The sequence below is a fragment of the Paenibacillus canaveralius genome (assembly GCF_047238265.1).
Taxonomy (GTDB): Bacteria; Bacillota; Bacilli; order Paenibacillales; family NBRC-103111; genus Paenibacillus_F.
On the sequence record NZ_JBDFMM010000001.1, the window covers coordinates 5,634,672 to 5,647,220 of the forward strand.

The 12,549-nt window shown below is 56.8% G+C and carries 13 protein-coding genes and 1 pseudogene; 1 reads left to right on the forward strand and 13 read right to left on the reverse strand.

What is annotated here, in order from left to right:
- Positions 1 to 111: 111 nt before the first annotated feature.
- The 4 genes from ABC395_RS25450 to ABC395_RS25465 form a co-directional block, all read right to left on the reverse strand.
- Positions 112 to 612: a hypothetical protein gene (locus ABC395_RS25450; protein WP_413006499.1), complete on the reverse strand. Its 501-nt coding sequence runs from the start codon at positions 610 to 612 to the stop codon at positions 112 to 114.
- Between the two features lie 160 nt (positions 613 to 772).
- Positions 773 to 1,441, reverse strand: coding sequence for an MgtC/SapB family protein (locus ABC395_RS25455; RefSeq protein ID WP_413006500.1), 669 nt, complete (start codon positions 1,439 to 1,441; stop codon positions 773 to 775).
- Positions 1,442 to 1,622: 181 nt separating this feature from the next.
- Positions 1,623 to 2,930 (reverse strand): uracil/xanthine transporter, encoded by a 1,308-nt coding sequence (locus tag ABC395_RS25460; RefSeq protein ID WP_413006501.1) that lies wholly within the window; start codon positions 2,928 to 2,930, stop codon positions 1,623 to 1,625.
- Positions 2,931 to 2,932: 2 nt separating this feature from the next.
- Complete coding sequence (locus ABC395_RS25465) at positions 2,933 to 3,394, reverse strand: nucleoside deaminase (protein WP_413006502.1); 462 nt, start codon at positions 3,392 to 3,394, stop codon at positions 2,933 to 2,935.
- A gap of 134 nt (positions 3,395 to 3,528) precedes the next feature.
- Between ABC395_RS25465 and ABC395_RS25470 the strand changes: the two genes are divergently transcribed.
- Complete coding sequence (locus ABC395_RS25470) at positions 3,529 to 4,407, forward strand: LysR family transcriptional regulator (RefSeq protein ID WP_413006503.1); 879 nt, start codon at positions 3,529 to 3,531, stop codon at positions 4,405 to 4,407.
- 12 nt (positions 4,408 to 4,419) lie between these two features.
- Here ABC395_RS25470 and ABC395_RS25475 read toward each other — a convergent pair whose 3' ends face one another.
- The 9 genes and pseudogenes from ABC395_RS25475 to ABC395_RS25515 all read right to left on the reverse strand — a co-directional run bounded on the left by ABC395_RS25475 (position 4,420) and on the right by ABC395_RS25515 (position 12,421).
- Positions 4,420 to 5,172: a hypothetical protein gene (locus ABC395_RS25475; RefSeq protein ID WP_413006504.1), complete on the reverse strand. Its 753-nt coding sequence runs from the start codon at positions 5,170 to 5,172 to the stop codon at positions 4,420 to 4,422.
- A 110-nt stretch (positions 5,173 to 5,282) separates the two neighbouring features.
- On the reverse strand, positions 5,283 to 5,798 hold the full coding sequence (locus ABC395_RS25480; protein ID WP_413006505.1) for a hypothetical protein: 516 nt from the start codon (positions 5,796 to 5,798) through the stop codon (positions 5,283 to 5,285).
- Positions 5,799 to 5,879: 81 nt separating this feature from the next.
- Entirely contained in the window at positions 5,880 to 6,842 is a 963-nt protein-coding gene (locus tag ABC395_RS25485) for an ABC transporter ATP-binding protein (RefSeq protein WP_413006803.1), read from the reverse strand.
- Between the two features lie 302 nt (positions 6,843 to 7,144).
- Positions 7,145 to 8,116: pseudogene (locus ABC395_RS25490) on the reverse strand (ABC transporter ATP-binding protein); the annotation flags it as partial.
- A gap of 26 nt (positions 8,117 to 8,142) precedes the next feature.
- The gene (locus tag ABC395_RS25495; RefSeq protein ID WP_413006506.1) at positions 8,143 to 8,988 is read right to left on the reverse strand and encodes an ABC transporter permease; all 846 of its coding nucleotides are present in this window, start codon (positions 8,986 to 8,988) and stop codon (positions 8,143 to 8,145) included.
- Between the two features lie 6 nt (positions 8,989 to 8,994).
- Positions 8,995 to 9,945 carry an ABC transporter permease gene (locus ABC395_RS25500; protein WP_413006507.1) on the reverse strand — a complete coding sequence of 317 codons (951 nt, stop codon included), beginning with the start codon at positions 9,943 to 9,945 and terminating at the stop codon, positions 8,995 to 8,997.
- A 58-nt stretch (positions 9,946 to 10,003) separates the two neighbouring features.
- Positions 10,004 to 11,581, reverse strand: a complete 1,578-nt coding sequence (locus tag ABC395_RS25505; protein WP_413006508.1) for an ABC transporter substrate-binding protein — start codon at positions 11,579 to 11,581, stop codon at positions 10,004 to 10,006.
- Between the two features lie 60 nt (positions 11,582 to 11,641).
- Positions 11,642 to 11,890: a hypothetical protein gene (locus ABC395_RS25510; protein WP_413006509.1), complete on the reverse strand. Its 249-nt coding sequence runs from the start codon at positions 11,888 to 11,890 to the stop codon at positions 11,642 to 11,644.
- 78 nt (positions 11,891 to 11,968) lie between these two features.
- Positions 11,969 to 12,421 (reverse strand): MarR family winged helix-turn-helix transcriptional regulator, encoded by a 453-nt coding sequence (locus ABC395_RS25515; RefSeq protein ID WP_413006510.1) that lies wholly within the window; start codon positions 12,419 to 12,421, stop codon positions 11,969 to 11,971.
- Positions 12,422 to 12,549: the final 128 nt, after the last annotated feature.

The following is a 12,549-nucleotide window of genomic DNA, read 5'->3' on the forward strand; positions in this document are numbered from 1 at the left end:
CGGGACTAAATAAAGCCGGCCGCCCCAAAAACGGCGGCCGGAAAACAAACCACCCCTGCAGCGAAGCGCATCCGCTTCACGCAGGGGTGATCTTTTTTTACGGGAGGTCTCTCAATAGTACGTGACCTCGCTCCGGGCTCCCAGCGGAAGCATTTCATAAAGGTAGCGCTGAACTCTCTCCTTGACCGCATCGGTGACGGGAACCGAAGCCCGGGCCACGAAATGGACGGTACCCGTAACCGAATCGTACCGGCTGAAGGTAAAGCGGATGCTCGACGTGAACATCTCGTTCAGCGCCGCCGCAATGCGGTATTGACTGGATTCCCGGGCTACCGCCGCTTTCCAGATCGTCTCCGGCAGCTCCTGGACGCGGGCCTGCGGAATGCCGTCAGCCTTGATCTGGTCGTAAGGTTTTACTTTAAAGCAGACATGAGGCAGCAAATAGCTCAAAGCGAACTCTTTCAAATGGGCAATGTCTTCCGCGGTTAGAAGAAGTTCTTCGTTCCACGCGTAGATGACCGCCGTATTTTTACCGTCCGTATGAACACGGACATATCTCAAATGAGGATAGCGCCGCTGAATCAACTGCTCGGCTAATAATCGGGTTCCCACCAGCCTCACCTCGGCTAAAAAGTTTGGATATCCGTTCTGCGAACGGTTGCAAGAATTTTCGGTGTTCCTGCTCCGGTTATGCAGTATATGCAGCGCGGGCTTTTCGCGTTCAAAACAAATACCGCCCTCCGGGACGGGGGACGGTATTGTCACAACAGGTTTACTGAACCTCGATGGCTAGCAGGGCCGGGACTTCGCGAGTCAGACTCAGAAGCTCCTCCAGCCGGTACGATTCGGGCAGCCTTACGGTAATCTCCAGCACGATTTCATCGGTTTCCTTGGCCGCATTGTCCATCGTGAAGCTGAGCACCTTGATGCCCCGGTCCCGGACGGCCGCCAGGACAGTCTCCAGAGCGTCCGGCTCGTTAGCCAGACGTATGAACAAATGCTCGCTTTTCGGAGCCGCGAGCCAATTAAACCGGCCGTGCAGCACCTTCTGCGCAGCCAAAATCAGGAGCGTGACGCCGATGCCGAGCCAATACATGCCCGAACCGACGGCCATCCCCACCCCGGCCGTTGCCCAGATGCCGGCCGCGGTCGTCAACCCCTTCACCGTCTGCTTCTGCATGAAGATCATGCCGGCGCCCAGGAAGCCTACACCGCTGACGACCTGCGCAGCCACACGGGATGGGTCTAGACCGAGATTGGGCCAGTCCAGCTGATCCTGGAAGCCGTATTTGGAAATCGTCATCATAAGCGCCGCACCCACGGCCACAACAAAATGAGTACGGATCCCCGCTTCCTTGGAGCGGCTTTTCCGCTCGTATCCGATAAGTGCACCGCATATACCTGCGACAAGCACCCTCAACAAGTAATCGAATTGAACCATTGTCTCACTCCCCTGCCGCGTCTTTCTACGATAAGACGGCTGAATCTTATAAGGCCTGAGCCGTTAAGCTCATCCGCTTAAGCGAATACACCGCCGGACCGTGGAAAAAGGCCTCACCGGCGGCGGTTTCCCGGCTATTCCCCGGTTTCGGCTGTCTGATTTCCGGCTTATGCGGCTTCTTTTAATCGTACCCCTTTTCTTTGGCGATATCCAGCTTTGTCCAGTTTACGCAGGTTTCCAGGATCAGAGACATCAGGATCCCCATTACCAGGCCGTTGCCCGCAAGGGGCCGGATATAAACGGGCAAAGCCGAGAATACGACGGAGGGCGTGTTCATGATGCTGATGCCGAGCAGAATGGGCAGGGCCAGACGGTATATGGTTTTGGAATCGAATGTAATACCCTTCACCGAACGGACGGCCGTACCGAACATTTGCAGATAAGCGACGAAAAGAACGGCGCTCCCGACACTGACCGGCAGACCGGCAAACCATCCCCCGAGAGCCGGGATCAGTCCCAGCATGAGAAAAAGGCCGCCGCCGATGGCGAGAGCCTGGCGGTGCAGAATCTTCATGCTTTCCAGCAGCCCCATAGAAGAGGCGAACGTGCCGAACGGAATCAGACCGAATACCGGCGTCAGCAGAGTCATGAGACCGGTGATCGTAAACGACCGGCGGTACTGGCTCTCCGTCGCGGCTTCTCCGTACAGTCTCTCGGCGGCTTTCAGAGAAGTCACCGTGTTGGACATGTTGATGAAGCCGACGACGAAAGAAGCGGCCATTATCCCGGTATCAAACCGGAGGCTTCCCCACGGAAAAAGCTCCCGTACGGCCGCCGTTTGTTCCGGCATACCGCCGGGTGCCGGGAAGGTGAAGGCGTATGCGGCCCAGCCCAGTAAAATGCCGAAGAGCATGGCAAAGTTGCTCACCCAGCCTCGCCCCTTCAAATAAACCGCCGCGACGAACAGCGCGATCAGCACCGACAGAAGGGCTATGGATGGATTCATCCGCCCGTCCTCCCCGATGCCGAGCATACCTGTGAAGAAATTCGCCATAAGCTGGGCGGACAGAAGAAACAGGGAAACGCTGATGACGACCGGGTTAAACAGCTTGCGCAAAATACGTGCGAAGCCGAGCAGCCCTAGGACGACCATCATCAGGCCGGACAGGAGATACCCGGCGGCAAGAGAACCGCCGACCGCCTTCATATCCGCGCCGCTTGCGGCGGCCGATGCGGCAATGCTGAGGGTGAAGCCCCACCAGACGCCTGCCGGACCGTCCATCAGGGCGAACCTGTGGCCCCAATATGCCTGAAGCATACAGGCGGCGCCGGTCAGCGCGAAGGATATCTGCAGGGAAAAGGCGATCTGACCCGGCGGCAGCTGGAAGACGTGCCCCAGCGTGAGCGGCACCACAATCGTGTTCGTCAGAATGAAGAACATCCATTGAAGGCCGGCCAGGGACATCTTGGGCGTTAACATCGTGCGCATGCTCAAGCCTGGCTTTCTTTCCATACCGCGTAAGGGTGTTCCGGAGAATCCGGCTCTACGCGGACGAGCTGAACGACTCTTTTATCGGGAGAAAGCGCCAGTTGGTCGTAAACGAATTTCGTACTCATGCCGATTCGCGAGGCTTCCTCTTCCGTGTACGCATAATATACGGCCTTGAATTTGGCCCAATAGACGGCGGCCAGGCACATCGGACAGGGCTCGCCGCTGGCATACAGCTCGCAATCGGATAAATCCGGCTGCCCCAGAACCCGGCTCGCTTCCCGTATGGCCTGGATTTCGGCATGAGCGGTAGGATCGTGCGTCTCCAGCACGTCGTTAACGCCTTCCGCGATAATCCGGCCGTCTTTTACAATCACGGCCCCGAACGGTTTGCCTTTTTTGTCACGCGTATTCGTGCATGCAAGCTCTACGGCCCGTTTTATAAAAACATCGGTTGAATTCATCGGATAACTTCCCTCTTTCCACGATTCGGTTTAAATGCGCCAGTTCCATGTTATCATGATGGGAAGTATATAAATAATATCAATAAAATTTGTTTCCTATATGATTTTCGTATGGATGAAAGGAGACGATAGCGTTGGATCTGAAACAACTGCATTATTTTAAAGCCATTGCGGAAGAAGGCCAGATTACGGCCGCCGCCAAAAAACTGCATATCGCCCAGCCGCCGCTCAGCCAGCAGTTGAAAGCGATGGAGGAAACGCTCGGCGCCCCTTTGTTCCGCAGAGAGGGACGCAAAATGCTGCTCACCGAAGAAGGGCGGACCCTTTACAAACATGCGGTCAAAATCATCGCTTCCATGGAAGAAGCGCAGGAAGAGATTCACGCCGTGCGCAGCGGCTGGTCGGGCAGGCTCTACATCGGAGTCAATACGCTGTCCGACGACCTGCTTCCCCGTATCTTGGGCGAATTCAGGCAGAACTATCCCCGGTTCACGTTCAAAATTCATCAGAACGAATCGTCGCTCCTCTGCCGGCTGCTTAAAGATCAGGCCATCGACCTGGCGATTGTACGCATGCCGCTTCCCCTGCCCTTGCAGGATTTTACGGTACATTATTTGCGTTCGGAGCGTTACTTCTTCGTTACGGCCGCCGGTGACACGGAAGCCCAGAACCCTATCACGTTCGAGCGGATCCGCGAGTACCCGCTCATTATTCCGAGCACGGAGGGGCTGGGGCTTCATCACATGATTCATGAAGAATTCGCGAAAAGGCGGCTCACGCCGGACATTGTGTGCGAATGCTCCGACATGTCCACTCTGCTCCAGCTCGTTTCTTCGGGTCTCGGAGCCGGCATCGTGCCGGAAACCGTGCCAAAGCTGCACCCCGGCCCGCTCCTGCGGTATATCCCTATCGAAGGGGATATCCTTCCGGCCCAATCCGCTCTTGTCGGTCTCAAGGACGGGTGGCTTTCGAGGGCGTCCCAGGCGTTTATCGACGCTTACCGGAACTGGTAACCAGCACCTGAATCACCTTGCCTGTCCGAGCGTCTCTTCCAGCCGCCGCTTCATGGCGCCCCGGTGATCGGCGAACTGCTTATGCCGATGTCCGTTGGCCCCCGAAGGATGCGGGAACCCGTGCAGAATGCCGCACTGTCCGAGGAACCCTTCCTCTTCCATCAGATGCAGCAGGCCCTCCACCGTTTTGCCAAGCGGAATAATAAGCGCCCGGGGCTGCCTGTCCAGCTCTTCCTTCGTAAAGGCGACGGCCGTTTCCCGCAAAAATCCGTTGGATAAGAGGGGAGGCTGGGCTCCCGTGTAGTTTTTTCCCTGTACGAAAACGGGGTACCTCAGCAGAGAAGTCGTGTGCAGCACAGTTCCGGTGCCCTGCGTGAACAGCTCCTCACTTGAAGCCAGTCCCAGATAGCGGTACAGTTCAAGCTCGTCCAGCATTGAAATGAGATTGCGGCGCATGCTTCCCGAAAACCTTGCCGCTTCCTTCGCCTTTCGGACGATCTCGTCGTCAGGAAGTCCTTGAAGCAAACCGGCCCTTGCCGTTTCGAAGGCCGTTTTCATCTGGGTCCAGCCCGGCGTAATCCCGACGATTACCACCCGGGCGGCCGGACGGACAAATTCGTTGTGAGGCGCGTAATACATGGCCAGACGGCCGCTCCGCTTCATCAGAAAGTCGTCGGTGAGCAGGTCTTCTTTTGTAAGCGGGCGGTCCGCCGGCAGGGAAAGAATAGCGGGCTTGTACGTTTGGAACTCGCTTGTCGGCAGCATGTCAGGCTGATCTCCTTTCTGAGTGGGGGTAAATCGAATGTCATGGTCCGCTTGCATCAATAAAAGGCCGGAACCCCGCATAACGCACGGTTCCAGCCTTTGCTTGTGTGTCAATCTCTCTCGGGCAAAAATTTAAGAAGAAGCGAATAAGTGCCGGTTTGTCCCGAGAACGAGCGTGCGGGGGAATTCTCATCCACGGATGCCTGATTCGCCCGCCCTTCCGCTTCCGAAGGTGACTCCCGCAGGAGCCAGTTTGACGCCAGCGAACCGCCGAGCAGCTCCGCCTCGTCCACGGTCAGCGTAAGCCCGTCGATCCGGCCTACGGACGCGGTGAAATCCGTCCCGGCTTCCCGGCCGAGCCGTTCTTTGAGCCACGCCTGGAGCCCGCCGATCGTATTAAACTTCATCCGGTAGCCGTTTCGGATACCTTCGGCAATTTGTTCGCCGTGCGTCTCGCCGTAAACGAAAAAATCTTCGTAGTCCGAATCGCTGCCGGCAGCTTCCTGCAGAGGCTTTACATCTCCGGACGCCGCGCTGGCCAGCAGCACTTCGTCGGAAAGTCCCGACCGGCGCACCCGTTCCAGCAGTATGGCCGTTTTTTGCGAAAATCTTGCCTGCGTCTCCATAGAAACACCTCTATTCGTATGCCGCCTGTTGGTGCCCGCGGCATCTTGGTTTATTTTTAGTCCAGTTTATAGAAAAACCCGCTAATCATGCAAGTGGCACGCCGCATAATGCCCCGGTGCAATTTCCCGCAGCTCCGGCTCCTGTACCGCGCAGCGGCCTATCGCAAACGGACAGCGGGAGCGGAATTTGCATCCCGTTATCGTTTCCAGCGGACTTGGCAGATCTCCTTGCAGAATGCGGCCGCCTGCCGCAGCCGCCTTAGGGTCGGGAACCGGTATCGCGGATAGGAGCGCCTCCGTATAAGGATGAGCCGGATTCGTGTACAGCTCCTCGCTCGGGGCGACCTCCACCAGCTTACCGAGATACATCACGCCGATGCGGGTAGAAATATGGCGCACCATGGACAAGTCATGGGCGATGAACAAGTAGGTCAGCCCGAGTTCATCCTGGAGTTCTTCCAGCATATTGACCACCTGTGCCTGCACCGACACGTCCAGCGCCGAAATCGGCTCGTCGCACAGCACAAATTCCGGGCCCGCCGCCAGCGATCTGGCGATGCTGATCCGCTGCCGCTGGCCTCCGCTGAATTCGTGGGGATAGCGCTCGGCATGTTCGCTCTTCAAGCCGACCTTCGCGAGCAGCTCCAGCACGCGCTCATGCCGCTCCGCGCGTGAATAGGGGCTGTGAATCTCCATAGGCTCGGAGATCAGCTGGAGGACGTTCATCCCCGGATTCAGCGAGGAATACGGGTCCTGGAAAATGGCCTGCATCCGCTTCCGGTAAGGCCTTAGCTCCTTCTCGGCCATGGCGGCCATGTTGCGGCCGTCATAGGAGATCTCTCCGGAAGTGACGTCGTGCAGCCGGATGATGCAGCGGCCCGTCGTCGACTTGCCGCAGCCGGATTCCCCGACAAGCCCGAATGTTTCGCCGCGGTGGATGCGGAAGCTGACGTCGTCGACCGCTTTCAGCTCCCGGGTGACACGCCCGAACAAAGATCGGGACGCCGGGAAATATTTTTTAAGCCCCCGGACGTCGATCAGCACGGACGGCCCCTCCGCACTGAAATCCGTGCCCTTCGGCGCAGCAAGGCTGGCATTTGAAACTGTCGTACCGTGCTTTCCGCTCACGCGTCTCCCTCCTTTCGCTTCGTATCCGCCGCTTGCGGCATGCTCCCGCTATCGGAGACGCCGCTATCTCCCGCCCGCATGCCGGCGATCCGTACGTCTCTCTCCGGCGGCAGGACCCGCTTCGCCTCCGGCGGTCCGCTTCTTTCCGCCGCTAAGCGGGAACGGGCTCCGGCTCCTGCAGCAGCGGTATCCGCCTCTACGGGAGCCGCAGGCGCGCCTTCTCCCGCCTCCTCCGCCAGCCAGCACAGCGAGCGGTGTCCAGGCTGAGCTTCGTAATACGACGGAAGCTCCAGGCACTTCTCCATCCCATGGGGACAGCGCTCCATGAACGGACAGCCCGGGGGCGGATCAAGCAGATTCGGCGGCGTGCCCTCGATAGGCACGAGCTTCTCCCGGGAAGCGCCCCCCGCCTTCGGAATGGACCGCAGCAATCCCTGCGTGTACGGATGCCGCGGTGCCTCGAAAATGGCCTCCACTGGCCCCTCTTCCATCACCAGTCCGCCGTACATGACCACGACCCGGTTGCAAACCTGCGCAACCACGCCCAAATCGTGCGTAATGAGCAGAACCGACGTCCCCGTCGTGTCGCACAGATTTTTCATCAAATCCAGAATCTGAGCCTGGATCGTAACGTCAAGCGCGGTGGTCGGCTCATCCGCGATCAGCAGTTCGGGGCGGCAGGAAATCGCCATCGCGATCATCACCCGCTGCCGCATGCCCCCGCTGAATTCATGCGGATACTGGTCGATTCTCTTCTCCGGCGACGGAATGCCGACCTCCCGGAGCAGCTCTACGGCCCGCTGGCGGGCCGCCTTGCGGCCTAGCTTCTGATGGCGGCGGATCACTTCGGTGAGCTGAGTCCCGACTTTGACAACGGGATTAAGCGAGGTCATCGGATCCTGGAAAATCATCGCCACCCGGTTGCCGCGGAGCTTCCGCAGCTCTTCTTCCGGCAGCCGCAGCGTATCCGTCCCCCGGAGCATCACCTCGCCGCCGACGATTTTTCCGGGAGGCTGAATCAGCCGGATCAGGGATTTGGCCGCCACGCTTTTGCCGCTGCCCGATTCGCCCACGATCCCGACCATCTCGCCCGCCTCGACCGTGAAGCTTACGCCCCGGACGGACTGCACCTCGCCTTCCCGGGTGAAGAACGAGGTTTTTAAATCACGAACCGATAATAAGGAAGCCATTCATCTCCACTCCGTTGCTGAAAAAGTTAGCGCCGGTTCACCTTCGGTTCGAACGCCGAACGGAACACATCACCCAGATAGTTGAAACTAAGAACTGTCGTCAGAATGAACAGGCCCGGAAACAAGGCCAAATGAGGGCTTTCGCCCAGATAGCCTTTGGCGTTGTTCAGCATGCTTCCCCAGGAGGCATACGGCGGTCTTACGCCGAGTCCGAGAAAGCTTAGCGCGGACTCCATCATAATCGTGCCCGCTATCGAAATGGTGGCGGCTACGATAATCGTCGGGACAATGCTCGGAATAATGTGCCGGGCGATAATCCGGAAGGTGCTCTGCCCGGAGACCCGGGCATACAGCACGTACTCTCTTTCTTTAACGGAAATGGTTTCCGCCCGCACGATCCGCGAGATATACATCCAGCTGAGCAGACCGATAATGAGAATGATAGTCGAAATACTCGGCTTTAAATAAGCGTTTAGAATAAGCATCAGGAAAAAAGACGGAATGGACAGCAGAATATCAACGCCGCGCATAAGAAAGCTGTCCGTTTTGCCGCCGAAATAGCCGCTGACCGTGCCTACGGCCGTCCCGATAAAGACGGACAGGATCATCGACAGGAAGCCTACGCTGAGCGAAACGCGGCCTCCGTATAAGGCCCGCGCGAAATAATCGCGGCCGTTGTCGTCCGTCCCGAACCAGTGCCCGGCACTCGGAGGCTGCAACCGCTCCGTCAGTTGAATGGCATTCGGATCGTACGGGACGGCGAAAGCGAATACCGCCGCCAGCGCATACAGAGCCAGCAGGATCAGCGCCGCGAGGCCCGACTTTTGCCGGAGCAGCTGCGCCTTGAGCAGGCGCCATCTCATGGTGTTCATTCGTCCTCACCTCATCGTTTTTATTCGGGGATCAGCCAGGCCGTACAGCACGTCGGCCAGCAAATTACCGAAAATGAGCAGAAAGGACGACATCATCGTCATGCCCATAATGAGCGGATAATCCAGACCGAAGACGGCGTTAATGCCGAGCGAGCCCATGCCGGGCCACGAAAAAATACTTTCTACAATAAAAGCGCCCGTGATGATCTCCGCAAAAGACAAGCCGAACAGTGTGATCACAGGCAGGAGCACATTCCTCAGAATATGGCGGAAAAGCACCGTGCGCCGGGTCGAGCCGTAAGCGTACTGAATTTGGACATAATCCTCCTCCAGTTGACTGATCGTACTTGAGCGGATGTAGCGCATGAACACCGACACATGCGTGATGCACAGCACCAGGCAAGGCATGATACCGTGCTTGATGACATCCCAGGCGGAATGGACTCCGATCGTCCGCATTCCCATGCTCGGAAGCCAGTGCAGCTTGACGGTGAAGATATAGATCAGAATCAGCGCGAACCACAGGCCCGGCAGGGATATGCCGATATACGACAGAAGGCTGAGCACACGGTCCGCCAGCTTGTTTTTGTACACGGCCGAAATCAGTCCCAGCACAACCGCGATCAGCAGAGATAACAGGAAAGCCGAACCCATCAACCCGATGGTGGCGGGAAGGCGCTCCACGATCAGGGTCAGCACGGGCCTGTGATTGTTGAGCGAGTACCCGAAATTGCCCGTCAGCACATTTTTCAGCCAGAGCAAGTACTGCGTATAAAGAGGCTGATCAAGCCCCATGTTCCGTCGGATCCGTTCCACATCTTCCGGACTCATATTCGGCGTTACGAAAGAAAGAACGGGATCTCCCGGCGCCAGCCGGATCAGCGCGAACGAAACGATCGAAATAAAAAGCAGGATAGGTATCAACTGCAGGATGCGGTGCAGCACGTATTTTCCCAAATGAAATTCCTCCGTCAATGACGCCTGGTTGTCTTCGGTTCCGTCCCGGCTACCGGCATCATTTCATGTAGATTTTCGAGTAATCGTCAAACAGCACCACCTGTTTCGGCACCGCCTCTTCGAGACCCCCGAATCTCGCGTCTACCGCCACGATAGATTTGCCGTAAGCGATCGGGTACGTGGTGACTTCCTCGGCGGAAATCTCCTGGATCGACTGGTAGAGCTTCGCGCGTTTGGCGGAATCCGTCTCCACGGCCGCTTTTGTCCAGAGCGCGTCGAAGTCGCTGTTTTTGTAATGCGAATAGTTGTACGATCCGCTGCTGAGATAGAGCGGTTTGTAGGCATCGGGTTCGAAGCCCATGCTATAGCCGCCGAAGGACATGTCGTATTCCTTGTTGTCTTTGTTCAAAGCTTTCTTGCCCAGTGCCGCCCCGTCCAGCGGAATCAGCTCTACGGTCACACCAATGGCTTTCAGCTTTTGCTGCAAGTAAAGCGACATGTTTTCCTCCGCCTTGCTGGCGTTATAGTACGCGAAGCGGATCTTCAGCCCTTCGGCGCCGGCCGCTTTAAGCAGTTCCTTCGCTTTTTCCGGGTTATAGTCATATCCCTTCAAATCTTTCTGCTGGTATAAGGTATCCGGCGAAAAAATGGAAGAAGCCGGTTCCGCGAACTCCTGCGACGAAAAGCCTGTCGTAATCAGTTCCTTCTTATCGAGCCCATGCACGATCGCCTGACGCACTTCTTTCTTGTTCATGATCTCGATGTTCGTGTTGAATACCAGTGTCGTGACGCCTCCAGACGGGAATGTGATGACGTTCGCCTGACCGGCGCCCTTCACTTTGTTGTAGTCTTGGGGCTCGATCAGCATCATGTTGATCTCTCCGTTCTGGAAGGCAAGCACGGCCGCGCTGCTGTCCTTGGCCACGCGGTAAGTGATACTGTCGAGCTTCGCTTTGCCGGCAAAATAAGAGTCGGACCTTTCCAGCGTCACATATTCTCCCGGACGGTACTCTTTGAATTTAAAAGGCCCCGAGCCTACCGGCTGATTATTCTTGGCGCTTTTCTCCAAATCGCTTTCACCGGCAAAAATATGCTTCGGAATCGGAATGAGCTGGACCAGCGCCCCCTCGAATGCCGCCGTTGTCTGCGGAAGGAGGAACTCCACCGTCAGGTCGTCGACTTTCTTCGCCTGAATCGGCTTGCCGTCCAGCACGAACAGGCTGCGGAAATAGCTGTGCTGCTTCTCGTCCAGCACCTGCTCGAAGGAGAACACGACATCGTCGGCCGTCAGCTTCTGCCCGTCATGCCACGTCAAGCCGCTGCGCAGCTTCAGCACATACGACTTGAGGTCCGCGGAAGGCGTCAGACTCTCGGCCAGCACGAATGTTTTCTTGCCGTCGTTGATGCTGAAAAGCGGCGAAAACAGCGACTTGCCGATCGTCAGGGACATGCGGTCCCCGGCGTACAGGGGGTTGAACGTTTTCGGGTCATCCTTGATGGCCACGATGAGGCTGCCGCCCGTTTTCGGAGCGGAAGGGCTTTCGGCCCCTTCGGGGCTCCCCGTCCCGCTGCAGGCGCTTACCAAGAGAAGAATGACGGACATGAGGACAACGGCCAAGCTTTTGGACCTTTTCATAAAAACCCCTCCAGATAAAAATTAAAATAAAGGAACTTCGTCAAACCTCTTCGTTTACATCTAAACCCATCTGTTTAGTCGGATAAATGGTAGCAGAACACCCGGCATAGGCCGCTTATGGCCGGTCCGCGCCGTTTCAGATAACTTCCCGGCCGTTACGGCGCATACCGCGCCCGTTCCTCCGTCTGTCGATTGACGCTGCCGTTTCAGCAAGCTGAAGTACGGGGAAATGATGCGGTAGGCTTCGGCAACGTCCATAAAGCGCCCCTGGACTTCGGGCGTCTTCGGGGACTCAGAGTCAAGGCTCACGGGGTCAACCCTGCCGGCCGCTTGATCGTTTATCCGCATGAGTGCCGCTGATTCTTTTAACCCGGGCCGCACTGCGGTTTACTTCATCTTCTCTTTCAAAACGTTGTCCAGCAGCCGCTCCAGCAGGGAAAGTCCCCGGACGATTTCTTGAAGCTCCTCCCGCGAAGAGTTTTTAACGAAAAGTGCCTGAAAATCCTGCACATTGGCGATAATATCCTTCATTTTGTCCTCCGCTGCCGGAGACAGTTGAATCTTCACCACGCGCTGGTCTTCCTTCGTCCTGAAGCGCTCGACCAATTCCATGTTTTCCAGCCGGGAACAAATGGCCGAAACGTTGCTGTCGACCATATTGAGCGCCGCCCCGATATCGCTGACCCTCATCGCCCCTTCCTTATCGAGAAGAAGCAAAATGTTGATCGACGGAGCCGTAAGATTATGCGGAGAATAGTGCTGGTTGACGATTTTGGCGTGTTTCGTATCGATCACCCGCAGCAGTTCGCCAACCTGGACGCAATAATCGGTAAGTTTCATGGCATTCCTTTCCTGCATTTATTTATTATGATAAATATTATAACGATAAATATATGGCGTCAATGCTTTTTCTTCCGAAATCGGAAATATCTTTTTTGAAGGAGCGTCGTTTACGGCGCCGGGAAAAA